The organism is Streptomyces sp. NPDC005438, from assembly GCF_040606315.1.
Taxonomy (GTDB): domain Bacteria; phylum Actinomycetota; class Actinomycetes; order Streptomycetales; family Streptomycetaceae; genus Streptomyces.
Genome location: NZ_JBEXEP010000003.1, coordinates 141,339 through 165,076 on the forward strand (window position 1 = coordinate 141,339; position 23,738 = coordinate 165,076).

The 23,738-nt window shown below is 72.3% G+C and carries 20 protein-coding genes and 1 pseudogene; 8 read left to right on the top strand and 13 right to left on the bottom strand.

Translation table 11 applies throughout. From position 1 onward, the window contains the following. Positions 1 to 159: 159 nt before the first annotated feature. The gene (locus ABZT14_RS08860) at positions 160 to 1,524 is read right to left on the bottom strand and encodes an NAD(P)/FAD-dependent oxidoreductase (RefSeq protein ID WP_356298797.1); all 1,365 of its coding nucleotides are present in this window, start codon (positions 1,522 to 1,524) and stop codon (positions 160 to 162) included. 305 nt (positions 1,525 to 1,829) lie between these two features. Then, positions 1,830 to 2,720, bottom strand: coding sequence for a TIGR01777 family oxidoreductase (locus tag ABZT14_RS08865; RefSeq protein WP_356298799.1), 891 nt, complete (start codon positions 2,718 to 2,720; stop codon positions 1,830 to 1,832). Positions 2,721 to 2,830: 110 nt separating this feature from the next. Between ABZT14_RS08865 and ABZT14_RS08870 the strand changes: the two genes are divergently transcribed. Next, the gene (locus ABZT14_RS08870; protein ID WP_356298801.1) at positions 2,831 to 3,352 is read left to right on the top strand and encodes a GNAT family N-acetyltransferase; all 522 of its coding nucleotides are present in this window, start codon (positions 2,831 to 2,833) and stop codon (positions 3,350 to 3,352) included. A gap of 15 nt (positions 3,353 to 3,367) precedes the next feature. Here ABZT14_RS08870 and ABZT14_RS08875 read toward each other — a convergent pair whose 3' ends face one another. The 7 genes from ABZT14_RS08875 to ABZT14_RS08905 form a co-directional block, all read right to left on the bottom strand. Continuing rightward, positions 3,368 to 3,889: a DUF4240 domain-containing protein gene (locus ABZT14_RS08875; RefSeq protein ID WP_356298803.1), complete on the bottom strand. Its 522-nt coding sequence runs from the start codon at positions 3,887 to 3,889 to the stop codon at positions 3,368 to 3,370. 407 nt (positions 3,890 to 4,296) lie between these two features. Further along, complete coding sequence (locus ABZT14_RS08880; RefSeq protein WP_356298805.1) at positions 4,297 to 4,932, bottom strand: GntR family transcriptional regulator; 636 nt, start codon at positions 4,930 to 4,932, stop codon at positions 4,297 to 4,299. A 321-nt stretch (positions 4,933 to 5,253) separates the two neighbouring features. Next, positions 5,254 to 7,056, bottom strand: coding sequence for a 2-oxoglutarate dehydrogenase, E2 component, dihydrolipoamide succinyltransferase (gene sucB, locus ABZT14_RS08885; protein WP_356298807.1), 1,803 nt, complete (start codon positions 7,054 to 7,056; stop codon positions 5,254 to 5,256). Positions 7,057 to 7,123: 67 nt separating this feature from the next. Beyond that, a complete protein-coding gene (gene lpdA / locus ABZT14_RS08890; RefSeq protein WP_356298809.1) occupies positions 7,124 to 8,512 on the bottom strand; it encodes a dihydrolipoyl dehydrogenase in 1,389 nt (462 codons plus the stop codon). 259 nt (positions 8,513 to 8,771) lie between these two features. Next, positions 8,772 to 10,325 carry a leucyl aminopeptidase gene (locus tag ABZT14_RS08895; RefSeq protein WP_356298811.1) on the bottom strand — a complete coding sequence of 518 codons (1,554 nt, stop codon included), beginning with the start codon at positions 10,323 to 10,325 and terminating at the stop codon, positions 8,772 to 8,774. Between the two features lie 418 nt (positions 10,326 to 10,743). Further along, positions 10,744 to 11,838, bottom strand: coding sequence for a nicotinate-nucleotide--dimethylbenzimidazole phosphoribosyltransferase (locus ABZT14_RS08900; RefSeq protein WP_356298813.1), 1,095 nt, complete (start codon positions 11,836 to 11,838; stop codon positions 10,744 to 10,746). Between the two features lie 54 nt (positions 11,839 to 11,892). Then, positions 11,893 to 13,104, bottom strand: coding sequence for a bifunctional adenosylcobinamide kinase/adenosylcobinamide-phosphate guanylyltransferase (locus ABZT14_RS08905; protein WP_356298814.1), 1,212 nt, complete (start codon positions 13,102 to 13,104; stop codon positions 11,893 to 11,895). A gap of 136 nt (positions 13,105 to 13,240) precedes the next feature. On the opposite strand from ABZT14_RS08905, the gene ABZT14_RS08910 reads away from it, so the two are divergent. Then, entirely contained in the window at positions 13,241 to 13,444 is a 204-nt protein-coding gene (locus ABZT14_RS08910; protein WP_356298816.1) for a hypothetical protein, read from the top strand. 96 nt (positions 13,445 to 13,540) lie between these two features. On the opposite strand, the gene ABZT14_RS08915 is transcribed toward ABZT14_RS08910, so the two are convergent. Next, positions 13,541 to 14,137 carry a DUF3043 domain-containing protein gene (locus ABZT14_RS08915; protein WP_356298818.1) on the bottom strand — a complete coding sequence of 199 codons (597 nt, stop codon included), beginning with the start codon at positions 14,135 to 14,137 and terminating at the stop codon, positions 13,541 to 13,543. A gap of 284 nt (positions 14,138 to 14,421) precedes the next feature. Here ABZT14_RS08915 and ABZT14_RS08920 point away from each other — a divergent pair, with 284 nt between their 5' ends. The 4 genes and pseudogenes from ABZT14_RS08920 (at position 14,422) to ABZT14_RS08935 (ending at position 17,835) form a co-directional block, all read left to right on the top strand. Continuing rightward, entirely contained in the window at positions 14,422 to 15,207 is a 786-nt protein-coding gene (locus ABZT14_RS08920; RefSeq protein ID WP_356298820.1) for a PspA/IM30 family protein, read from the top strand. Positions 15,208 to 15,298: 91 nt separating this feature from the next. Continuing rightward, on the top strand, positions 15,299 to 15,577 hold the full coding sequence (locus tag ABZT14_RS08925; protein ID WP_356298822.1) for a hypothetical protein: 279 nt from the start codon (positions 15,299 to 15,301) through the stop codon (positions 15,575 to 15,577). Positions 15,578 to 15,619: 42 nt separating this feature from the next. Continuing rightward, a pseudogene (locus ABZT14_RS08930) lies at positions 15,620 to 16,816 on the top strand (histidine kinase); the annotation flags it as partial. A gap of 320 nt (positions 16,817 to 17,136) precedes the next feature. Next, positions 17,137 to 17,835, top strand: coding sequence for a response regulator transcription factor (locus ABZT14_RS08935; RefSeq protein ID WP_356298824.1), 699 nt, complete (start codon positions 17,137 to 17,139; stop codon positions 17,833 to 17,835). A 130-nt stretch (positions 17,836 to 17,965) separates the two neighbouring features. Here the strand turns inward: ABZT14_RS08935 and nadA are convergent, their stop codons facing one another. Beyond that, positions 17,966 to 19,171 carry a quinolinate synthase NadA gene (nadA, locus tag ABZT14_RS08940; protein WP_356299314.1) on the bottom strand — a complete coding sequence of 402 codons (1,206 nt, stop codon included), beginning with the start codon at positions 19,169 to 19,171 and terminating at the stop codon, positions 17,966 to 17,968. A gap of 525 nt (positions 19,172 to 19,696) precedes the next feature. On the opposite strand from nadA, the gene erpA reads away from it, so the two are divergent. Next, on the top strand, positions 19,697 to 20,050 hold the full coding sequence (gene erpA, locus ABZT14_RS08945; protein WP_356298826.1) for an iron-sulfur cluster insertion protein ErpA: 354 nt from the start codon (positions 19,697 to 19,699) through the stop codon (positions 20,048 to 20,050). Between the two features lie 717 nt (positions 20,051 to 20,767). Here the strand turns inward: erpA and ABZT14_RS08950 are convergent. Next, complete coding sequence (locus ABZT14_RS08950; RefSeq protein WP_356298828.1) at positions 20,768 to 22,165, bottom strand: hypothetical protein; 1,398 nt, start codon at positions 22,163 to 22,165, stop codon at positions 20,768 to 20,770. Positions 22,166 to 22,379: 214 nt separating this feature from the next. Next, a complete protein-coding gene (locus ABZT14_RS08955) occupies positions 22,380 to 22,607 on the bottom strand; it encodes a hypothetical protein (protein ID WP_356298830.1) in 228 nt (75 codons plus the stop codon). A gap of 141 nt (positions 22,608 to 22,748) precedes the next feature. Between ABZT14_RS08955 and ABZT14_RS08960 the strand changes: the two genes are divergently transcribed. Then, positions 22,749 to 23,723 carry a carbohydrate kinase family protein gene (locus ABZT14_RS08960; protein WP_356298831.1) on the top strand — a complete coding sequence of 325 codons (975 nt, stop codon included), beginning with the start codon at positions 22,749 to 22,751 and terminating at the stop codon, positions 23,721 to 23,723. Positions 23,724 to 23,738 lie beyond the last annotated feature (15 nt).

The window sequence follows — 23,738 nt, forward strand, 5'->3', positions numbered from 1 at the left end:
CAACGGCTCCGAGGCGGCCCCGGTGAGCTGACCGCTACGCCTCGGGACCAGCCCACCCGGCGCGGGGCACCCACCAAGGTGCGCGGCCCCCGAGGCGCGGCGCGCGCCCACCTCAGGCGTGGACCTCCCACGTCCACCTCGAAGGTGGCCGCCGACGGCTCAGGCGGCGGTGCTCAGCGACACCTGCCCGGTGCGCACACCCATGTCCCGCAGGAGGGCCAGGGCCGCCCGGCGGCCGGAGCGCAGCGAGCCCTGGAGGGTGCTGCTGTCGCGGTGGTCGCCGCAGACGTAGAGCCCGCCCAGCACCCGTACCGCCCGGTTGGGGTCGTGGGGCGCCGGCATCGCGGGCAGCGCCCGGGTGTCGGCGTGGGCGGCGAGCAGCTCCCAGTCGCTGGTGGACACCCCGTGCAGCGCGGCCAGTTGGGGTCGGGCGGCCCGGTCCAGTTCGCTGGCCGGCGCCCCGGCGGCCGAGCCCAGCACCACCGAGGTGACCAGTCCCCGCCCCTCGGGGGCGCGCCCCGGGTCCACCGTGGAGGCCACCCAGCTGTGGCTGACCGGACCCCGTTGGTCGGCGTCCACACACAGCGAGCCGGCGTGGCGCGGCTCCAGCCTCGGGGTGGCGTGGTGCAGCACCGTGACCGGGTGGAAGTCGGGCACCCGCAGTCCGGGCAGCAGTCGGGCGGCGGAGGCGGCACCGGTGGCGACCAGTACCGCGCGGCAGTGGACCGGCCCGGCCTCCAGGGTGCGGGCCTGCCGGGTGCTGACCGACCGTACGGTCACGCCGGTACGTACCGTGCCTGGGGGCAGGGCGTCGGCCAGCAGCCGGGGCACCGCCTCGGAGCCGCCCTCGGGGAGGGCCAGTCCACTGCGGACGAAGCTCCGCAGCACCAGGTCGGCGATCCGGCCGGAGGTGGTGAGCGTCGGGTCGGACAGCAGGGCGGTCAGCAGGGGGGCGAGCAGGCCCTCGACCGTACGGGAGGGCAGTCCACGTCCCAACCAGGACTGCCGTACCGGGAGTTCGGCCCGACTCAGCAGCCGTTCGGGGTCGGTGGCGGACAGCCGGGTGAGCACCGAACGCAGCCTGGCCAGGTCCAGGACCTCCGTCATGCCGCCCCGGCGGCGGGCGGTGGCCAGGGCGCGGGCGGCGTGCAGGGCGTTGCGGGCGGCCAGCCGGCTGTCGGTGTGCGGGGTGCGGCGGGGTTCGCCGACCCGGTGGCGGCGGCCCTCCCAGTGCACCAGGGCGCCGGGGTCGAAGGGGCGCAGCGGCAACGGGCGCAGGGCGTCCAGCCGCCCCAACTCCGGCCAGTCCAGGGGGAACAGGCCCGGCCCCTGGTCGAGGAGGAAGCCGGACAGGTGGTGGGTGCGCAGCCGGCCGCCCACCACGGGTTCCCGTTCCAGCACCCGTACGGTCACCCCGGCGTCGGACAGGTGGTGGGCCGCCGCCAGACCGGCCGGGCCGGCGCCGACTATCACCACCTCGGCGTCGAGTTCTCTCGCGTCGCTCGTGCGCGTCGCATCGCCCATGGCCACGTGTCCTCCCTCGCTCGCGCCGGTACCCGCCCCACCGGGCGCGGGCCTCAACCGGCTTACGACATGGCCGAGTTCCCTCTTGCCTCCACTCTATGCAAGGGGGCGGTCGCGGTCAGTCGTCATGGCGAGGCGGATGGTCGCACCACGGTCGCATCCGGTCGCGGTGGGGGCGCGAGGGATCGGGAGGGGATCACTGTCGGCGCGGGGCCCCTTCTCCGCGCCCCTTCTCCGCGCGGTCCGGGGGCACTTGCGCGGGCCCGCTCCTCGGGGCGCTCCGGGGCCCTGGAGGAGCGTGGGGTTCAGTCCAGAGCGGCCCGTACCGCCTCGCGGACGGTGGGGAAGGCGAAGGTGAACCCGGACTCCAACAGCCGCTTGGGCAGCACCCGTTGACTGGAGACGATGTCCCCGGCGAACTCGCCCAGGGCCGCCTTGAGGGCGAAGGCGGGGACGGGGAGCACGGCCGGACGGTGCAGCACCTCCGCCATCGCCTCGGTGACCTCCTTGTTGGTGGCCGGTTCGGGGGCGGTGAGGTTGACCGGGCCGGCCAGCTCGGGGGTGTCCAGGATGTGGCGGAGGGCGGCGACGTGGTCGTGCAGGGCGATGTGGCTCCAGTACTGCTCGCCGTCGCCCAGCCGTCCGCCCAGGCCCAGCTTGAAGATCGGGAACAGTCGGCCCCAGGCCCCGCCCTCCCGGGAGACGACCAGTCCGGTGCGGGCGTAGGCGGTACGGATACCGGCTCGTTCGGCGGGCGCGGCCGACTCCTCCCACTGCTGGCACAGGTCGGCGAGGAAACCCTCGCCCGGAGGGGAGTCCTCGTCCACCGGCTGGTCGCCGGTCTCCCCGTAGTAGCCGACGGCGGAGCCGACCACCAGGGTGTGCGGGGGGCTGTCCAGGGAGGCCAGGGCCTCGGCGACGGTGGCCGTGCCCAGCACCCGGCTGTCCCTCAACTCCCGCTTGTAGGCGGCCGTCCAGCGCTTGTCGGCGATTCCCGCGCCGGCCAGGTGGACCACCGCCTCGCAGCCGACCAGGCCGGCGGCGTCCACCTCCCGTCGGCCCGGGTCCCACCGCACCTCGTCGCCGGTTCGGGCCGGTCGCCGTACCAACCGCACCAGTTGGTGGCCGTCGGCCCGCAGTGAGTCCACCAGTGCCGAGCCGATCAGTCCATGGCTGCCGGAGATCGCGATACGCATGGGCCCAGTCTCCCCCACGGTGGCCCCGTACGACGCGGGCCGTGCGCGCGCATCCTCCGTGCGGCGCAAAGGGGTTGAGCACCGGGTCGCCCCTGGGACACGGTGGGCGCATGAGCGAGGCGCGGCACATCGACTCCGGGTCCGGCTGGCTGGTCCGGCCGGCCGACTGGGCGGACGACGAGGGACTGCGGGAGCTGAGCGTCCGCACCTGGTCCACCCTGCACGCGGTCACCCCACCGCCGGAGGAGGGGGCGCCCTTCCTGTCGTTCCAGGACCCGCCGGAGCGGTACCAGGTGGCCGAGGACCACGGCGGGCGGTTGCTGGGCTACGTCTGCCTGGGCTGGCCCACCGGTCTGGCCAGCAACGCCCACGTGCGCCAGATCCGGGGGCTGGAGGTGGACCGGGCGGCTCGTGGCCGGGGCGTGGGGCGCGCGCTGGTCCGGTCGGCGATCGAGGGGGCCCGTCTGTCGGGGGCGCGGCGGCTGACCCTGCGGGTGCTGGGGCACAATCGTCCCGCCCGGACGCTGTACGAGTCGCTGGGCTTCCGCGTCGAGGGCGTGCTGCCCGGGGAGTTCCACCTGGCGGGGGAGTACGTGGACGACGTGCTGATGGGGCGTTCGCTGCTGCCGTGAGGCGGGTCGGCGACCTCAGTAGCCGAAGCGGTCCCAGAGGCGGGGGAGGCGGGTGGCCAACTCCTTCTCCTCCTCCAGGTCGAGGGGGAGCCCCTGCGGTTCGTCCGGGGGGTCGGGTACGCCCAGCTCCGGCAACTCCACGCCGGTCAGCTGCTCGTAGGCGTCGTCGGCCACGAAGCGCAGGTCCTCGGCCTCGCCGTCGAGTTCCTCGTCGAAGTCCTCCAACAGTTCCGCGAGACTGTCCGCCTCGTGGGCCGCGCCCTCGAAGACGGTACGGCCCTGGCCGATCAGCCAGGCGCGGAAGGAGTCGAAGACGTCGTCGCTGGCGCCGTCGAGGAGGATCCAGGCGGCGGCCCACAGGTCCCACTGGTAGGCGCGGTGGAAGCGGGCCTCGAAGTGGCGCGCGAAGTCGGTGACCGCCTCCGGGTCGAGCTGGGTGAGGCGGTCCAGGAGCAGGTCGGCCTGCTCCTCGGCGTCGCCTTCGGCCGCCTGCCGGGTGGTGTCGATCAGCTCCCAGAACTCCGCTTCGTCCATCACGCCCCCCAGCATCCAACCTCCGAGGGTGCCACGCACGTGGAGTGCCCCAGTCGGGACGCGGTCGTTATAGAGGGGCTTTTCCGATGGGCCTCCGATCGGTCCGGTGCGGTCGGGCCACCGGCTGGCGACCCACCGGAACGTCGGGGCGGGGAGTGGGTGTGGGGACCGGGTCCGGTACCCGTGTGGGTGCCGGACCCGGTCGCCCGCCCGTCAGCCGTTCCGCGTCACAGGACAGGGCGAGGCGGAGGGCTGAGTTGACGTGGTGGGGGGTTCCCGGGATGGCGCGTATCCCGGGGATGGTTCACCCCCCACCGCTGTGAGCGACTGTAGCCCTCTGATCGATGATCGATCAAAGGGTGGGCCAAAGAATCATGGAAAACCCGTGAAGTCGGCATCCGGTGCCCGACTCAGTCGTCCTCGGCGGCACGCGGTGCACAGCCGAGCACATGCTCCTTCACCAGCTCCGGCACCCGGGGGTCCCGCCGACGGAAGGCCTCCACCAACGACTGGTGCTCCTCGGCGTAGGACTGCTGCCGGGTGCCCAGCCAGCGGATGGACAGGGTGGTCCACACCCCGATGCCCAGGGACTCCCAGGTGTGCAGCAGCACGCTGTTGCCCGAGGCCCGCACCAGCTCCCGGTGGAAGGCCACGGTGTGCCGCACCTGCGCCTCGCCGTCCCCCGTCCGGTCCGCCTCGTACAGGGCACGCACCTCCGGCTCCAGTACGGACGCGTCCTCCGCCAGCCGCTCGGCGGCCAGCTCCGCCGCGATCTGCTCCAACCCGGCGCGCACCGGATAGATCTCCTCCAGGTGCGAGGCGGACAACGCCCGCACCCGTACCCCTTTGTTGGGGGCGGACTCGATCAGCCGCAGGCTCTCCAGCTCCCGCAGCGCCTCCCGTACCGGCGTCTGGCTGACCCGCAGTTCCACCGCGATACGGCGTTCCACGATCCGTTCCCCCGGCTTCCACCGCCCCTGGACGATCCCCTCCACGATGTGCTCGCGGATCTGCTCGCGCAGCGAGTGGACGACGGGTGCGGTCATCGAAGACGACTCCTTCGGGAACGGGTCCGGTGGCATGGGGCCCTGCGTTGACCATACGGCGACCGGGGCGCCGCGGAACCCCGTCGCGGCGGGCCCTCGGGGCGGGGGAGGGCCGTTCCGGCGCCCGGGCCGGGGCCCCGGGTGCGGGGCCGGGGTCGCTCGTACCGTCCCTGGTCACCCCTCGGTACGGGAGGGCCGGGCGCGGACCGCTGGGCCGGGGCTCCGGGGCCGCCCGGGGAACGTCCGGCCACATGACGGTGGCCCCGTCCCGGAGTGCGGGAACGGGGCCACCGACGGGTGCCGGGTTGACGGCTGCCGCACCTACAGGCCGAGGTCGGCCTCGAACTCGCCCTCCTCCAGGCGGTCCTTGACCGTGCCCAGGAAGCGGGCGGCGTCGGCGCCGTCCACGATCCGGTGGTCGTAGGTCAGGGCCAGGTACACCATGTCGCGGACCGCGATGGTGTCGCCCAGGTCGGGGTCGGAGACGACCACCGGGCGCTTCACCGTGGCACCGATACCCAACATGCCGACCTGCGGCTGGTTGAGGATCGGGGTGTCGAACAGGGCGCCCCGCGAACCGGTGTTGGTGATGGTGAAGGTGCCACCGGTCGCCTCGTCCGGCTTCAGCCCACCGTTGCGGGTACGGTCCGCCAGGTCGGCGGTCCGCTTGGCCAGACCCGCGATGTTGAGGTCGCCGGCCCCGTGGATCACCGGGACGAACAGCCCCTTCTCGGTGTCCACCGCGATGCCGATGTTCTCCACGTCGTGGTAGGTGATGGTGTCGTCGTCGTTCACCTTGGCGTTGACGGCCGGGTGGACCTTCAGCGCCTCGGTGGCCGCCTTGATGAAGAACGGCATCGGCGACAGCTTCACGCCCTCGCGCTGCTGGAAGCTGGCCTTGGCCCGCCCCCGCAGCCGCATGATGCGGGTGACGTCCGCCTCCACCACGGTGGTCAACTGCGCCGAGACCTGAAGCGAGTTGAGCATGTGCTTGGCGATGGACTTGCGGATGCGGGTCATCGGCACCGTCTGGCCCCGCAGCGGCGAGGGCTCGATCGGCGTCGACGCCTTGCGCTGGGTGGTGCCACCGGCCGGCTGGGCCGAACGCGCGGCCTCGGCGGCGGCCACCACGTCCTGCTTGCGGATGCGGCCACCCACGCCGGAGCCCTTCACGGTGTTCAGGTCGACGCCGTGCTCCTGCGCCAACTTCCGCACCAGCGGGGTCACGTACGGTCCCTCGACCGCCGAACGGCCGGCGGGAGCCGGAGCCGGACGGGCGGGCTGCGCCGGCTGCGCGGGCGCAGCCTGAGGTGCCGCCTGCGCGGGGGCCTGCTGGGGCTGGGCGGGAGCCTGCTGTGCCGGTTCCGGCTGGGCCGGGGCCTGCGGTGCGGGCGCCGTCTGGGGCTCGGGCTGCGCGGGGGCCTGCTGCGGCTCGGGCTGCGGTTCCGGCTGGGCGGGCTCCGGCTGCGCGGCGGGCGCGGCACCGGCCACACCGATGACCGCCAGCTTGGCGCCGACCTCGGCCGTCTCGTCCTCGCCCACCACGATCTCCACCAGGGTGCCGGCGGCGGGTGCGGGGATCTCGGTGTCGACCTTGTCGGTCGACACCTCCAACAGCGGCTCGTCCTCGGCCACTTCCTCGCCCACCGACTTCAGCCAGCGGGTGACGGTGCCCTCGGTGACGGACTCGCCGAGCGCCGGCAGCACCACGTCGGTGCCCTCGGTCGCGCCACCGGAGGCCTGCGGTGCCGGCTCGGGCTCCGCCTGGGCGGGGGCCTGCTGCGGCTCGGGCTCGGCCGGCGCCTGCTGGGCCGGCTCCGGCTGCGCGGGGGCGGGCTCGGGCTCGGACTGCTGGGCCGGGGCGCCGGAGTCGGCGGGAGCGCCGGAACCGTCGTCGATCACGGCCAGTTCGGCCCCGACCTCGACGGTCTCGTCCTCGGCCACCTTGATGGAGGAGAGGGTGCCGGCGGCGGGTGCGGGGATCTCGGTGTCGACCTTGTCGGTCGACACCTCCAGGAGGGGCTCGTCTGCCTCGACTCGCTCACCCTCGGCCTTCAGCCAGCGGGTGACGGTGCCCTCGGTGACGCTCTCGCCGAGCGCCGGCAGGGTTACGGAAACCGCCATGGTTTCGGTTGCTCCTTACGAAGTGTGCGGAACGTGCTGGTGAGGACGCTCGCGCTCGGACGGTAGGTCAGTCGTGGGCGTGCAGCGGCTTGCCGGCCAGGGCCAGGTGCGCCTCGCCCAGGGCCTCGTTCTGGGTGGGGTGTGCGTGGATCAGCTGGGCGACCTCCGAGGGCAGCGCCTCCCAGTTGTAGATCAGCTGGGCCTCGCCCACCTGCTCACCGAGCCGGTCGCCGACCATGTGGACGCCGACGACGGCGCCGTCCCGCACCTGGACGAGCTTGATCTCGCCCGCGGTCTTGAGGATCTTGCTCTTGCCGTTGCCGCCCAGGTTGTACTTCAGGGTCACGACCTGGTCGGCGCCGTACTTCTCCTTGGCCTGGGCCTCGGTGATGCCGACGGAGGCCACCTCGGGGTGGCAGTAGGTCACCCGGGGCACCCCGTCGTAGTCGATGGGCACCGGGTTGAGTCCGGCCAGCCGCTCGGCGACCAGGATGCCCTCGGCGAAGCCCACGTGCGCCAGCTGGAGGGTGGGGATCAGGTCACCGACGGCGGAGACGGTCGGCACGTCGGTGCGGCAGTACTCGTCGGTGAGCACGAAGCCCCGGTCGGTACGGACGCCGACCTCCTCGTACCCCAGGCCCTCGGAGACCGGGCCCCGGCCGATGGCGACCAGCAGCACCTCGGCCTCGTGCTCCTTGCCGTTGGCGAGGGTGACCTTGACGCCGTTCTGGGTGTACTCGGCCTTCTCGAAGAAGGAGCCCAGCGAGAACTTGATGCCCCGCTTGCGGAACGCCCGCTCCAGCAGCTTGGAGCTGTTCTCGTCCTCGGCCGGCACCAGGTGCGGCAGGCCCTCGACGATGGTCACGTCGGCGCCGAACGACTTCCAGGCCGAGGCGAACTCGACGCCGATGACGCCGCCGCCCAGGATGATCGCCGACTCCGGGACCCGGTCGCGCACCAGCGCGTGGTCGGAGGAGATGATCCGGTCGCCGTCGATGGTCAGTCCGGGCAGGGAGCGGGGCACCGAGCCGGTGGCCAGCAGGATGTGCCGGCCCTCGTACCGCTGGCCGCCCACGTCCACCGAGGTCGGGGAGGACAGCCGGCCCTCACCCTCCACATAGGTCACCTTGCGGCTGGCCACCAGGCCCTGGAGGCCCTTGTAGAGCCCGTTGACCACGCCGTCCTTGTACTTGTGGACGCCGGCCATGTCGATGCCCTCGAAGGTGGCCTTGACCCCGAACTCGGCGCTCGCCCGCGCCTGGTCGGCGATCTCGCCGGCGTGCAGCAGGGCCTTGGTCGGGATGCAGCCGTTGTGCAGGCAGGTGCCGCCGAGCTTGTTCTTCTCGATCAGGGCGACGTCCAGACCCAGTTGCGAAGCGCGCAGGGCAGCGGCGTAACCGCCGCTACCGCCTCCGAGGATCACTAGGTCGAAAACGGTGCTGGCGTCGTTCGCCACGTCACGTCCTCCATGCAATGGGTACGCCGTAGCCGGCCGTCGGTGGCCGGGCGGCTGAGGTTCGGCCGCTGTCGTTCGGCCCTGGACTCGATCGTTGGGTGAATCGTGCGGGCCCTGTCCTGCCGAGGACCCATCTTCGCACTTGTCGACACCCCACGGGACGCCGGCCCTGAGCTACCGATGGGTACGGCCCCGTGCGCCCACCAACCACCCGTGGACGTACGGGGCCGTAGTGGCGGAGGTCATCCCCGCCCGGGGCTCACAGGTCGCCGTCGGCGGCGTGCTCCAGCAGCCGTACCAGCGTGCGGACGCCCACCCCGGTGCCGCCCTTGTGCGTGTAGCCCTGGGGGACGCTCTCGTGGAAGGCCGGGCCCGCGATGTCCAGGTGGGCCCAGGGGGTGCCCTCGGAGACGAACTCCTTGAGGAAGACCCCGGCCACCAGGCCGCTACCGGCCCGCTCACCCATGTTGGCGAGGTCGGCGACCGTGGAGTCCATGCCCTTGCGCAGGTCGGAGGGCAGCGGCATCGGCCAGGACGCCTCGCCCACCTCCGTGGCGGTCTCGTGCACCCGGGTACGGAAGGCGTCGTCGTTGCCCATCACGCCGAAGGTGCGGTTGCCCAGGGCCACCACCATCGCTCCGGTGAGGGTGGCCACGTCCAGCAGCGCGTCCGGGGACTCCTCGCAGGCCCGGGTCAGGGCGTCGGCCAGCACCAGCCGCCCCTCGGCGTCGGTGTTGAGCACCTCCACCGTCTTGCCGCTGTACATGGTGAGCACGTCGCCGGGGCGCATCGCGGTGCCGGAGGGCATGTTCTCGGCGAGGGCCAGCCAGCCGGTGACGTTCACCCGCAGGTCCAGCCGGGCGGCGGCGGCCACGGTGGCCAACACGGCGGCGGCGCCGCTCATGTCGCACTTCATGGTCTCGTTGCTGCCCGGAGGCTTCAGCGAGATGCCGCCCGAGTCGTAGGTGATGCCCTTGCCGACCAGGGCGACGGTCTTCTTCGCCTTGGAGTGCTTGTAGGCGACCCGCACCAGCCGGGGCGGGTTCTGGGAACCCTGGCCGACGCCGAGGATGCCGCCGAACCCGCCCTTGGTGAGGGCCTTCTCGTCCCACACCTCGACCTTGAGGCCCAGCTCCTTGCCCAGGGCCTGGGCCTGCTCGGCGAAGACGGCCGGGTTGAGGCCGTTGGAGGGGGTGTTGATCAGGTCACGGGCCCGGTGGACCTCGGTGACCAGTTCGGTGGCGCGGTGCACGGCCGCCTTGTGGTCGGCGTCCCGGGACCTGCCACCCAGCAGGACGACCTCGTCCAGCGGGGCGTTCCCGCCGTTCTTCCCGTCCTTGGCACCCTTGCCGTCCTTGCCGTTCTTGCCCTCGGTGCCTCGGTAGGCGGTGAAGGCGTACGCCCCCAGCAGGGCACCCTCGGCGACGGCGGCCACCGACCCGGTGTCGGCCAGCGGCAGGGCGAAGCCGGCCTTCTTGGTGCCGGCCAGCGCGCGGGAGGCCGCGCCGGCGGCCCGGCGCAGGGCCTCGTGGTCGTAGGTGTCGTTCTTCCGTGGCACGTCACCCAGCCCGACGGCGAGCACCACCGGGGCCTTCACCCCGCTGGCCGGGGCCGGCAGCTTGGTGACCTCTCCCTCGGAGCCACTGGCGCCCAGGGCCTCCAGGGTCGTCGCCAGTTTGCCGCCGAAGGCCTTGTCCACCGCCTCGCCACCGAGGGCGACGACGGGACCCTTGGCGCCCTTCGCGACGCCGATGACCAGAGCGTCCGCTCGCAGCGTGGCGATGGACGACGTGCTGAGACTCAAAGCAGACACAGCGGTAGGGACCTCTTCCAGTTGGGGACCCGGTCTCTTCCTGGTGGATCCGGGTGAAGTGCCGGGTGGGGGCGCAGCGCGGAACAGGCCCCGGACGGCATGGTATGCCCGTACGCCCCGCTCACGGCCAGGGGGGCCGGGAGTGGCGTCGGTGGCCGTGGCGCGTGCCGCGTCCGTCACCAGGAACGACGCGGCGGCCTCGGGCCCTCGGGGATGCCGAACTCCCCCGCACCGCCCGGTGGTTGGGCACCGGCGACCGTTCCCCGCCCGGGTGGCCGGAGGTCGTGCCCGGATGGCCGGAGGTCGCGCCTGTGTGGCCGGGGGCCACGGGATCCCCTCTCCGGGGCGGCCGGCCGCCCCGGGAACGGGTACCGGTGTCCGCGCGGTGGGTGTACGGGACCCGGGGGTACCGACCGGATCAGGTGGCGTCCAGGTCCGAGACCGGGTCGGAGGCCGACTCCGGCTCCCGGACCGGCAGTTCGGCGGCCAACCGCGAGGCCGACACCACCAGGGGCAGGGACAGCAGGGAGCCCAGCCCCTGACCCACGGTCACCCCGTGGTCCAGCAGCGGTTCCAGGGTGAGCCGGTCCAGCGCCTTGGCCTGCGCCGGCTCCCCGCTGGCCTGACCCACCAGCCACCAGTCCGGCCCCCGGAACGCGATCCGCTGGGCCACCAGGGCACAGGCGGCCGAGACCACCCCGTCCAGGATGACCGGGGTACGGCGTACCGCCGACTGCAACAGGAACCCCGTCATGGCGGTCAGGTCCGCTCCGGCCACCGTCGCCAGCAGCCGCAACTGGTCGCCCAGTACCGGCCGGGCGCGGCGCAGCCCGTCCCGGATGGCGGCGCACTTGCGCATCCACGCCAGGTCGTCCAGACCCCCGCCGCCCCGGCCGGTCACCACCGAGGCGTCCGTACCGCACAGGGCGGCCACCAGGGTGCCGGCGGCGGTGGTACCGCCCACCGACAGGTCGCCCAGCACCACCAGGTCGGTGCCCGCGTCCGCCTCCTCGTCGGCCACCGCCATACCGGCCCGGAACGCCCGCTCCGCCTCCTCGGCGCTGAGGCTGTCCTCGATGTCCAGCCGCCCGCTGGAGCGGCGCACCCGGTGGCGGGTGACCTCCGCCGGCAGCTCCTCGGCCGGGCAGTCCACCGACAGGTCCACCACCCGTACCGGCACACCCTGGTGGCCGGCCAGCAGGGCGCTGGGGCTCTGGCCGTCCAGGGCGGCGCGCACCAACTCCCGCGCCCCGTCGACCGGTTGGCCGGAGACCCCGAGCGAGGCCACCCCGTGGTCGCCGGCGAACAGCAGCATCCGGGGCCGTTCCACCGGCCGTACCGGGACCTGACCCTGTGCGGCCGACAGCCACTCGGCGATCTCGTCCAGCCGCCCCAACGCCCCCGGAGGCAGACCGGTCCGCTCCCGGCGTTCCTCGGCGTCGCGCCGCACACTGCCCAGGGGGCGCTCGATCCGGTCGGTGAAGTCGTCGAGATCCAGGCTGCCGTCGCTCATAGTGGCGAAGCGTACGGTACGGTCCGGCCGCCCACCGGACCGGTGTACGCCGGCTCAGCCCCGCAGCCGACAGGCGGTGCCGGCTACCATCAACAGCACCTCCTCGCACTCCTCGGCCACCGCCGCGTTCAGCCGGCCCAGCTCGTCCCGGAACCGTCGGCCGGCCCGCCCGGTGGGCGCCCCAGCCGAGGCGGTGTCCTCGCTGACCGCCACCACGGTGCGCCGGGTGGCCCGGAAGGCGGCCACCAACTCGCCCGCCCGCTTGTGCAGTTCGGCCCGCGCGCCGTTCCGCCAGGCACCGTCGTCCCAGGCGTTCACCCGGTCCATGGCGTCCGACAGCCACCGCGCCAGACAGTCCACCAGCAGCGGCGCCGCGTCCCGTTCGGCCAGCAGCGGCACCAGGTCGCAGCCCTCCACGGTGCGCCAGCCCGGCGGCCGGCGCTCCCGGTGCGCCTCCACCCGCTCCCACCACTCCGGGTCGCCGTTCCCCTCCTGGCCGCCGCCCCCGGTCGCCGCGTACACCACGTCCGGGAACCCCGCGAGCCGCCGCTCTGCCTCCACCGACTTGCCCGACCGCACCCCGCCCAGCACCAGGGTCCGCCGGGGGACGTCCGGCACCTCGCGGTACTCGCCCACGGTCAGCGAGGTGCCGTCCGGTTCCGCCCGGGCCCCCAGCGCCGCCAGCCGCCGCCGTGCCTCCGCCCCGGGTGGCACCTGGTGGCCGAGGTGGACGGCCAGTACGTCCGTGGTGGCGGTGACCGCCCCGACCGCCCGCAGCCGGGCCAGCGCGTCCGGCCGACCCAGCACGTCCGAGGCGACCAGGTCGTACGGCGCCTGCCGGGGGGACAGCCCGGCCGGCGCGCCCCCCGGTGGCAGGTACAGCATCCGCGCCCCGCTGGGGCCCACGATCTCGTAGCCGGTGCCCGGGGCGTCCAGCGGCACCGCCCGTACCCGGTGGCCGCTGATCAGGGACAGTTCCTGCCCGTCCGGCACCCGCACCGGGGAGGGCAGCCCGGCCGGGAACTCCATGGCGGGACCGTCGTGGGGGTGGGACAGCAGTACCTGCCGCACCTCGTGCACCGACCGTCCGGCCCGGGCGGCGGCCAGGGCGGCGCCGGGGGTGAGGTCCAGCAGCAGGGAGTGGTCGACCAGCAGGGAGGTCGCGGCCCTGGCCTCCGGGCCGGTGGCCAGGGCACACCGCGCGCAGGGGCAGCCGGGGCGGGGGAGTCCGTCGGGGGCCCCGGTGCCGAGCAGAGTCAGTTCCACAAGCCGATCGTCCCTCCTCCCGCCGGCTGTTGCCCGCCGGCCGAGCCGGCCGGGGCACTTCCGCGGTCCCCGGGCGGACACCGCCCTTCGCTCAGTACCCTGCGACAAGCATCGACCCGATCCTCAAGGAGGCGCAGTGCCCTGGACATGGCGGTTCGAGAAGGCCGACGGTACCGAGACCACCACCGGACTCCAGGTGGAGGAGTTCTCCACCCAGGGCGACGCGGAGTCCTGGATCGGCGAGGCCTGGCGTGACCTGAAGGAGGAGGGCATCGACCAGGTCGTGCTCCTGGACGACGGGGCCACCGTGTACGGCCCGATGAGCCTGCACGCCGAGTGACCCGAGGGGCACCCCGCACATGACGGCGCCGGGGCGGACGAGGACAGGTGAGTCCGTCGTCCGCCCCGGCGCCGTCGGGTCAACCGGGGGCGTGCGTCAGGGGTGCTCGCCGCGCGCCACCTGGGGCTTGGGCAGCCGCATCTTGCGGATCTGGAGGGTGCGCATCAGGGCGTACGCCACCGCGCCCTTGCGGTTCTCGTCCGGGAACCGCTCCCGCAGCCGCTTCCTCAGCCGGACCACGGTCATCGCCGAGTCCAGGACGATCAGCAGGATCAGCGCCATCCACACCAGCAGCACGTACGCCTGGAGGGCACCGGCGTTGACCATGCTCAGCACCAGGATCACGATGGCGACCGGCATGAAGAACTCGGCCACACACCATTTGGCGTCCACGAAGTCCCGGACGTAGCGGCGCACCGGCCCCTTGTCGCGGTAGGGGAGGTAGCGCTCGTCGCCGGTCATCATGGCCTCGCGCTGCTGGGCCATCTCCTTGCGGCGCGCCTCCCGGGCACGCTTCGCCGCCTCCTTGCGGTTGCTCGCGGGCTTGGCCAGCGTCCTGCGCTGACCCTGCGCCTCGCTCCGCTTGGGGGTGGGCCGGCCCTTGGGGGCCTGCGGGTCACGGACCTGCGTGGGCTCGTCGTCGGTCACCGGGGACGTGGAGGAGCGCTCATCCTTCGTACGGCTTCGAAACACCCCTCCACCCTACGGCGCCCCCGGGTGTGCGCCGCCGGCCAGGGGGGAACGAATCGGCAACGACCTCGGTCCCGCCGCCGTCGGTGGGGGCGCGTACCCGGAGACGGAGGGGGCGCGGCCTACTCCCTCCGCCGGAGGTCGGCGATACTGATCGTCCTACAGGAGGAGCGCATCCCGCACCGAACAGTGCGGTAATGGAACCAGGCCCCGTAGTCTGGGGTCTGTAGATGTGCCGAGGTTCGAGTCCGTTACGAAGGGGGCGCGCGAGGCCCATGAGCGGTGTCATGAAGCGTATGGGAATGATCTTCCGCGCGAAGGCCAACAAGGCCCTGGACCGGGCTGAGGACCCGCGCGAGACTCTCGACTACTCGTACCAGAAACAGCTGGAGCTGTTGCAGAAGGTGCGCCGGGGCGTCGCCGACGTGGCGACCTCCCGCAAGCGTCTTGAGCTGCAGATGAACCAACTCCAGGGCCAGTCCTCGAAGTTGGAGGAGCAGGGCAAGAAGGCCCTGGCGCTCGGCCGGGAGGATCTGGCGCGGGAGGCGCTGACCCGCAGGTCCGCCGTCCAGCAGCAGGTGACCGACCTGGAGACCCAGCACCAGACCCTCCAGAGCGAGGAGGAGAAGCTGACCCTGGCGGCCCAGCGCCTCCAGGCCAAGGTGGACGCCTTCCGCACCAAGAAGGAGACCATCAAGGCCACCTACACCGCGGCCCAGGCGCAGACCCGCATCGGGGAGGCCTTCAGCGGCATCTCCGAGGAGATGGGCGACGTGGGCATGGCCATCCAGCGAGCCGAGGACAAGACCCAGCAGCTCCAGGCCCGGTCCGGTGCCATCGACGAACTCCTGGCCTCCGGCGCCCTGGAGGACCCCTCGGGCACCGCGCGGGACGACATCTCCGCCGAGCTGGACCGCCTCTCCGGGGGCAGCGACGTGGAGTTGGAGCTCCAGCGGATGAAGGCCGAGCTGACCGGCGGCCCCGCCGGGGGACAGCAGGCCATCGAGGGCGGCGACGCCCAGCAGCCGCAGCAGGAGTCCCAGGGCAGCACCCCCAGGTTCGACAAGCAGTGACGGTGAGCCCGTGTCCCCCAGGGGCACGGGCCTCGCGGTGGGACCGTGACCGCCGTCGGCCCCTCGTCAGCAGGTGAGTTAGGAGAACGTCGTGATCGTACGGATCATGGGGGAAGGCCAAGTCAAGCTGGACGACAGCCACTTCGCGGAGCTGAACAAGCTCGACGACGAGTTGCTGGAGGAGATGGAGACCGGCGACGAGGAGGGTTTCCGTAGGACTCTGGGTGCCCTGCTGGAGGCCGTCCGTCGGCTGGGCAGCGAGCTGCCGGCCGACTCCCTGGAACCCTCCGAGCTGATCCTGCCCTCGCCCGAGGCCACCCTGGAGCAGGTCCGCGAGATGCTCAGCGATGACGGGCTCATCCCGAACTGAGACCGCTCGTTGAACGGGACGGTACGTGAGTGGCCGTCCCGTCTGTGGGGTTGGCTGCGCGAGCACCCGTCGTTGGCGGACGCCCTGCTGGCGACGGGCGCCTTCGTGCTGATGATGGCCGGGGCTGCCGCCGGGTACGACCACGACGGGCGACAGCCACTGATCACGGGACGCCCGGTGTCCCCGGTCATGGTGGTGCTGTCGGTGCTGTCCAGCCTGGCGCTGGTGTGGCGGCGCCGCCAGCCCTTCCTGGTGCTCTGTCTGACCGGCACCTTCACCCTGGTCGGCCTGCTGTCCCAGCCGACCGCGCCCACCAGCCCACACGCCCCGTTGGCGACCGGTTCCGCGGTGGCCCTGTACACCGTCGCCGCCTCCACCGACCGTCCGACCACCTGGCGGGTGGGCGGGCTGACCATCGTGGTGCTGACCGCCGTCGGCCTGGCCTTCGGGGCGCGCCCCTGGTACGCCCAGGAGAACATCGGCATCTTCGCCTGGACCTGCATGGCCGCGGCGGCCGGGGACGCGGTGCGCAGCCGGCGGGCCTTCGTGGCCGCCATGCGGGAGCGGGCCGAACGCGCGGAGCGGACCCGCGAGGAGGAGGCCCGGCGTCGGGTGGCGGAGGAACGGATGCGCATCGCCCGGGAGCTGCACGACGTGGTGGCCCACCACATCGCGCTGGTCAACGTCCAGGCCGGGGTGGCCTCCCACGTCATGGACCGCCGACCGGACCAGGCCAGGGAGGCGCTGGCCCACGTACGGGAGGCGAGCCGGCACGCCCTGGACGAACTCCAGACCACCGTGGGGCTGCTGCGGCAGACCGGCGACCCCCTGGCGCCCACCGAACCGGCGCCCGGACTGGGGGTGTTGGAGGAACTGGTGGAGAGCTTCGAGCTGGCGGGACTGCCGGTACGGCTGCGGCAGGACCTGCCGGTGCCCGGGCAGTCGCTGCCCGCGGCGGTCGACCTCACCGCGTACCGGGTGGTGCAGGAGGCACTCACCAACAGCCACAAGCACGGCGGCCCGGGGGTGCGGGCCCAGGTGCGGGTCGCCCGCGAGCGGTACGCCCTCCAGGTCACGGTGACCGACGACGGCCAGGGCTCGCGGCGGGGGAGCGGGCCCCGGGGCTCCGGGGGGCACGGACTGCTGGGGATGCGGGAGCGGGCGGCGGCCCTGGACGGTGAGTTCTTCGCCGGCCCCCGACCGGAGGGCGGGTTCCGCGTCTCGGTACGGCTGCCCCTGCCCGGTACCCGGGCCGAGAGCCGTCCCCGCGCGGGGGAGTGCTGGTCGTCGACGTCCAGGAAGGCGCTGTGCCGCGACCCCAGTGGCCGGGGCCGCGCCGGTGCCTCCGGCGACAGCGGTGCCCCCGACTCCGGCGGTGCCCCCGACTCCGGCGGTGCCGATCACCACACCGACAGCACTCATGACGGCGCCCATGACGGCGCTGACCACAGCACCCCCGGTCCGCCCGGCGACCCGGCCGCGCGCTCCTCGGAGAGCGGGACGGCGAGCGGTACGCCGGGAACGGCGGGGGACACGAGGAGCACGGAGAACTCACGGCGATGAGCGGGACGATCCGGGTGGTGCTGGCCGACGACCAGGCGCTGTTGCGCAGCGCCTTCCGCGTACTGGTGGACTCCGAACCGGACATGGAGGTGGTGGGTGAGGCCTCCAACGGCGCCGAGGCGGTGGAGGTGACCCGGGCGGAGCGGGCGGACGTGGTGCTGATGGACATCAGGATGCCGGGCGTGGACGGGGTGCAGGCGACCCGGGCCCTGAGCGCCGACCCCGACCTGGCCGGGGTGAAGGTGGTGATCCTGACGACCTTCGAGGCCGACGACTACGTGGCCGAGTCCCTGCGGGCCGGCGCCTCCGCCTTCCTGGGCAAGGGCGCCGAGCCCTCCGAGCTGCTGCACGCCATCCGTACCGCCGCCGAGGGGGAGTCGCTGCTGTCCCCGGCCGCTACCCGGGAACTGATCGCGGCCTTCCTGGCCCAGGACGGGAGTGGGGCGCCGGCCGAGGTGTCGGCGGAGGCGGCCGGCCGGCTGGAGGTGCTCACCGGCCGGGAGAGCGAGGTGCTCGCGCTGGTGGCCGGCGGGCTGTCCAACGACGAGATCGCCGAGCGGCTCACGGTCAGCCCGCTGACGGTCAAGACCCACGTCAACCGCACCATGGCCAAGCTGGGCGCCCGGGACCGAGCCCAGCTGGTGGTGGCCGCCTACGAGAGCGGGCTGGTACGACCCGGCTCCGAACCGCGCTGACCGGCACCGAACACCGCCGGGCAGCCTTGCTCAGTGGTGCTCGGTGCCGGTCAGTACCGGTTCAGTACCGGTCAGCGGAGAGGGGCGCGGGGACGACCCCCGTACGGCCCGCACCCCTCACTCCGGGACATCAGGGCAGTGCCAACATCCGCTCCAGGGCGAGCTTGGCGAACTTCTCGGTCTCCTGGTCGACCTGGATGCGGTTGACCACCTTGCCCTCCACCAGGGACTCCAACGCCCAGACCAGGTGCGGCAGGTCGATGCGGTTCATGGTGGAGCAGAAGCACACGGTGCGGTCCAGGAAGACGACCTCCTTGCCCTGGTCCGCGTAGCGGTGCGCCAGCCGCCGCACCAGGTTCAGTTCGGTGCCGATGGCCCAACGGGAGCCGGCGGGCGCCGCGTCCAGGGTCTTGATGATGTACTCGGTCGACCCCACGTAGTCGGCGGCGGCCACCACCTCGTGCTTGCACTCGGGGTGGACCAGGACGTTCACGCCCGGGACGCGTTCGCGGACCTCGCGCACCGAGTCCAGGGAGAAGCGGCCGTGCACCGAGCAGTGGCCGCGCCAGAGGATCATCCGGGCGTCCCGCAACTGCTGGGGGGTGAGGCCCCCGCCCGGCTTGTGCGGGTTGTAGACCACGCAGTCGTCGAGGGTCATGCCCATCTCGCGGACCACGGTGTTACGGCCCAGGTGCTGGTCGGGCAGGAACAGCACCTTGCCGCGCTCACCGTCGACCTGGGAGAAGGCCCAGTCCAGGGCCCGCCGGGCGTTGGAGGAGGTGCAGATGGTGCCGCCGTGACGGCCGGTGAACGCCTTGATGTCGGCGGAGGAGTTCATGTACGACACCGGCACGGTGTCCTCGGCCACCCCGGCCTCGTTCAGTACGTCCCAGCACTCGGCGACCTGCTCGGCGCTGGCCATGTCGGCCATGGAGCAGCCGGCCGCCAGGTCGGGGAGGACGACCCGCTGGGCGTCGTTGGTGAGGATGTCGGCCGACTCGGCCATGAAGTGGACGCCGCAGAAGACGATGTACTCGGCCTCGGGGCGGGCGGCGGCGTCCCGGGCGAGCTTGAAGGAGTCCCCGGTCACGTCGGCGAACTCGATGACCTCGTCCCGCTGGTAGTGGTGGCCCAGCACGAAGACCCTGTCGCCGAGCTTCTCCTTGGCCGCGCGGGCGCGCTCCACCAGGTCCGGGTCGGAGGGGGAGGGCAGGTCGCCGGGGCAGTCCACGCCCCGTTCGCTGGTGGCGTCGGACTGTCGGCCGAGCAGCAGCAGGGCGAGCGGGGTGGGCTGTACGTCGAGGGTGTCCCCGCCGGGCCGGGTGGCGCCGGTCAGGGGGGTGTGGGCGGTGGTCACGTCACGCACCCTTTCTCTGCTGGGGAGTTCTCCGGGGTCGCCGGAGTTTCCGGGAGGCCCTTTTCGTCTAACTGACGCTATCTATCATAACCGCTTCACGTCACTTTGACGATGCCGATAGCGTCGATGTGACGCATCACTAGTCGGGCGCGCCCACCCGGTTCCCACACGGCTGCGCGGGCCCCACGGCCACCCCGCGTGAGGCCAACTCCCGCCCCGCGTCAGGACGTTGGCCACCCCGACGTACCGGGCGGCCCCGAGGGGATGCCCGAGCGGCGGTTCGGGGGCGCGACCCCGGTGGACCGGGGCGGGGGAGGGTGGTTGAGGCCACAGCGTCCGACGCCCTGCGGCGCCCGGCGAGACCGTGACCCGCTCGACGCGGTGTGCGAGCATGAGGGAACGGAAATCGCGAGAAGTCTCCGTGCCAGACCTGGAATGAATCCGGGAAGCCGCCGGTTGTCGCTGGTGGTTCTTGCAGACCGTACAAACCCGGGAGAGAAGCAGATGTCCGTATCGGACGAGACCGCCGTGAGCGAAGGCATCATCCTGTCGGACGCTGCGGCGTCGAAGGTCAAGAGCCTGCTGGAGCAGGAGGGCCGTGAGGATCTGGCGCTGCGGGTGGCCGTGCAGCCCGGCGGTTGCTCCGGCCTGCGTTACCAGCTGTTCTTCGACGAGCGTTCGCTCGACGGCGACGTGGTCAAGGACTTCGACGGCGTCAAGGTCGTCACCGACCGGATGAGCGCCCCCTACCTCGGCGGCGCCTCCATCGACTTCGTGGACACCATCGAGAAGCAGGGCTTCACCATCGACAACCCCAACGCCACCGGCTCCTGCGCCTGCGGCGACTCCTTCAGCTGAGAAGCACCACCTACGGGGCGGGGTGACCGTCGGGGAAGGCGGTCACCCCGCCCCGTAGGTGTGCCCGGGTACGGCTGCCGCGTCCGGGGATGACGGGTCGAAGGTTGTCGTACGGGTGACGTCCCGGTCGTCGCTCGGGTGCGCTCCTTCGTGCCGGTACCCACGGGCCCGGCCGCGAGCCGGACGGAGGATCCCCGCGCGGACGAGGGCCCTCGTATCCCCGGACACGGGCTCCCCGGACGGGGACGCGGGCGGCCCGGTGTTCCGCGTGGTCATCGGACCCGCCCCCACGCCAGTGCCATCCGGCGACGGGTTCCACGGGCGACGCGACTGTGACCCCCGCAGCGACCTCGGCCACCTCCGCGGACCCCGCGACGAGGCCACGTCCAGACGCAGGTGCAGGTGTGGCGTCGATGGCGCGAGGTTCCCGATGGCGTCGACGACGGTCACCACGACGCTCGGTCGCAAGGGCCAGCCGTGAAGCCTCCCACCAAAGCCAGCCACGACGGGTCGCTCGTGCGCCCGCGATGAGTTCGCGGCCCACTGACGACCTCCGCGGTGTTCCGCGAAGGTCGTCAGTGGCTCAGGGGCCCGCGCGAACGTCGTCGAGGGCGGCGGACTCCCCCCACGGGATCCGCCGCCCTCGACATCGGCCCGGTACGGGCCCTCTCTCACGCGGTGCTCAGATGGGGCGCCCCCCACGGCACCCCACTGAGGTCACCGCTTCTGCGGAAGCTCCTTCTTCTGCGGCAGGGGCTTGCCGGCGTTGCCGTCCACGATCTTCCGCTCACCGACCGCCTTGTCCAGCTCCACGTCCACCGACAGCCGCTTGGCGATCTTGATGCACTTGGTCTGGCCCTTCTTCGGGGTCGACTTCACGTTGATCCGTACCTCGTCCTTGGACTCCTTGGTCACGGCCTCGTAGTTGTCGCAGACCCCACCCCAGAAGTGCAGCTTCAGCTTCTTGTCATCGGCCTTGTAGGGCTCGACCGACTGGGGGGACAGGGTCCGGCCGCCGCCGGAGACCTCGTCGTTCTTCTGCTGGATGATGAACTCCGGCTTCAGCGCGGGGTACGAGACCGGGTAGTTGTCCTTGGCACCCGGCAGCTTCACCTCGTAGATCCAGGACGGCACCAGCAGCGGCTTGCCGTCGGAGTAGTGCGAGGCCAGGCCGAAGGTGGCCTTCTCCACCTCGGCGGCCTGCTTGCCGTCCCGGGCCGGGCCGCAGGGGGCGGCCTTGCCGGACTCCCCGGCCTTACCGGTGCTTCCGGCCTTGCCCTCGGAACCGCCCTGGCCGCACATGATGCCGATGCCACCGTTCTGGCCACGGTGCTTGTTCAGGGCCGCCAGCGCCTGCTTGGCGGTCAGCAGCGGGTAGTCGGCACCCTTGTCCAGCTGCGGCAGACGGCCCTGGGCGCGGATCAGCTCGCCCTTGTCGTCCAGGGTGAACGTGGACCGCCAGTTGTGGGTGGGCAGGTCACCGACCTCGGGCTCGACGGCCAGCAGCCGCTGCGACCCGTAGGTCGACTGGGTCTTGACCTCGGCGTCCTCCAGGCCCAGCGCCTTGAGGGCGTCGGCGATGGCGTCCTTGGCCTTCTCCTCGGAGACCGGCTTGCCCTTGTTCTCGCCGGGGGTGGTGGAGCGGCTGTAGTTCCAGCGGCCCAGCGACTTGCCGGCGTCCACGGTCAGGGTCCCGGCCTTCATGTCCCGGGAGGTGCCCACCTTCCAGGTGCCGTCCTCCTGACGGGGCGAGCCGACGACCTCCAGGGCCTTCGCCAGCTCCGAGACCTTGGACTTCTCGGTGGGCTTGGTCTGGTAGATGGGGGCCGAGTCCGGGCCGGAGGGCAGTTCGCCCTTGGCCTTGTAGGTGGTGGAGTACGGCTCACCGGGCGCGATGCCCTTGTCCTTCTTGGTGCTCTCCGCCTTCTGGCCGTAGCCGTCCAGCCGCAGCGGGGAGGGCTTGCTGTCCCCGGAGTTGGCGGTGGACTCGGCGTCGGAACCGGAGGACGATGCCAGGAAAGCGCCTCCGCCGCCGACGGCCAGTACGGCTGCCGTTGCCACGGCGATGATGGTGACCTTGCCGCGTCGGTTGTCGGTTTCGGGTGTGGGTTCCATGCTCACCGCACGCTCCTTCGGGCTCCGCTTGCAGTCAGGCCACTCGGGGAGTGTGCGGGGGGTTGTGCTTCCCCGAGTTGCCGGATCCCTCCGGTGAGGGTCGCCGATGAGACGGGGAAGGTGCCGAGTCGGTTCCCGGGAATTTTCCCCTCAGTCGGCCAGGGGGCCGGCCGAGGGGGTGCGAGGGGAGGCCGCTGTGGGGGAAACCCGCAGCTCAGTCCCCGTAGGAGGACATTCCGTCGAGGAGTTGAGCGGAGCTCGCGGGAACCCGAACGCCGCTCGGCAGGGAGTGCGCGGCCGGGATCGGGCTCAGCGGGTGCACGGTGTTGAGGGTGTAGCGGGCGTCGATCCGCGCGCAGTCACCGCGCAGTTGCTCCAGCGACTCCGGTTCGGAGGTGTGGGGCCAGGCGGGTGCGGACGGGGCGGAGAGGATGTCACTCATGGTGGTGACGCTAAGCCGTACTGGTCGGTCGGGTAAGCCCTACCTTTGGGTAGTTTTGGCCGCTACGGCGAATCCGGCTCGCGAGGTAGCGTAAGCACGCCCGCTGTCCCCTTTCCCCATCCCCATCGGGAGCAGATTCTCGTGCGTATCGCCGTTACCGGATCCATCGCCACCGACCATCTGATGACGTTCCCCGGTCGGTTCACCGACCAGCTCGTCGCGGATCAGCTGCACACGGTCTCGCTCTCCTTCCTCGTCGACGGACTGGAGATCCGCCGTGGCGGTGTGGCCGCCAACATCTGTTTCGGCATGGGCCAGTTGGGCGCCCGGCCGATCCTGGTCGGCGCCGCCGGCGCCGACTTCGACGAGTACCGCGCCTGGCTGGACCGGCACGGGGTGGACACCAGCTCGGTGCGGATCTCCGAGGTGCTGCACACCGCCCGCTTCGTGTGCACCACCGACGCCGACCACAACCAGATCGGCTCCTTCTACGCCGGCGCCATGAGCGAGGCCCGCCAGATCGAACTCCAGACCGTGGCCCAGCGGGTCGGCGGGCTGGACCTGGTCGTCATCGGGGCGGACGACCCGGAGGCGATGATGCGGCACACCGAGGAGTGCCGTTCCCGGGGAATCCCCTTCGGCGCCGACTTCTCCCAGCAGATCGCCCGCATGGACGGCGAGGAGATCCGGGGCCTGGTGCAGGACGCGACCTACCTGTTCACCAACGAGTACGAGGCCGAACTCGTCGAGTCCAAGACCGGCTGGACCTCGCAGGACATCCTGAGCCGGGTGGGCCACCGCATCACCACCCTCGGCAAGAACGGTGTCCGCATCGAGCGTGACGGCGAGGAGCCGATCACCGTCAGCTGCCCCCAGGAGGACGCCAAGGTCGACCCGACCGGTGTCGGCGACGCCTTCCGCGCCGGCTTCCTGTCCGGTCTGGCCTGGGGCGTGAGCCTGGAGCGCGCCGCCCAACTGGGCTGCATGTTGGCCACCCTGGTGATCGAGACCGTCGGCACCCAGGAGTACGAGCTGTCCCGGGCCCGCTTCATGGAGCGGTTCACCAAGGCGTACGGCGACGAGGCGGCCACCGAGGTCAGCGCCTTCCTCAAGTAACCGTCAGGAGTCCCG

Excerpts from the sequence above, each read along its gene's own strand:
- ABZT14_RS08870 (WP_356298801.1), top strand. The coding sequence starts at position 2,831 with ATGAGCGAGGCGCGGCACATCGACTCCGGGTCCGGCTGGCTGGTCCGG.
- ABZT14_RS08935 (WP_356298824.1), top strand. The coding sequence starts at position 17,137 with ATGAGCGGGACGATCCGGGTGGTGCTGGCCGACGACCAGGCGCTGTTG.
- ABZT14_RS08860 (WP_356298797.1), bottom strand. The coding sequence starts at position 1,524 with ATGGGCGATGCGACGCGCACGAGCGACGCGAGAGAACTCGACGCCGAG.
- erpA (WP_356298826.1), top strand. The coding sequence starts at position 19,697 with ATGTCCGTATCGGACGAGACCGCCGTGAGCGAAGGCATCATCCTGTCG.
- ABZT14_RS08865 (WP_356298799.1), bottom strand. The coding sequence starts at position 2,720 with ATGCGTATCGCGATCTCCGGCAGCCATGGACTGATCGGCTCGGCACTG.
- ABZT14_RS08900 (WP_356298813.1), bottom strand. The coding sequence starts at position 11,838 with ATGAGCGACGGCAGCCTGGATCTCGACGACTTCACCGACCGGATCGAG.
- ABZT14_RS08880 (WP_356298805.1), bottom strand. The coding sequence starts at position 4,932 with ATGACCGCACCCGTCGTCCACTCGCTGCGCGAGCAGATCCGCGAGCAC.
- sucB (WP_356298807.1), bottom strand. The coding sequence starts at position 7,056 with ATGGCGGTTTCCGTAACCCTGCCGGCGCTCGGCGAGAGCGTCACCGAG.
- ABZT14_RS08955 (WP_356298830.1), bottom strand. The coding sequence starts at position 22,607 with ATGAGTGACATCCTCTCCGCCCCGTCCGCACCCGCCTGGCCCCACACC.
- ABZT14_RS08920 (WP_356298820.1), top strand. The coding sequence starts at position 14,422 with ATGAAGCGTATGGGAATGATCTTCCGCGCGAAGGCCAACAAGGCCCTG.
- ABZT14_RS08950 (WP_356298828.1), bottom strand. The coding sequence starts at position 22,165 with ATGGAACCCACACCCGAAACCGACAACCGACGCGGCAAGGTCACCATC.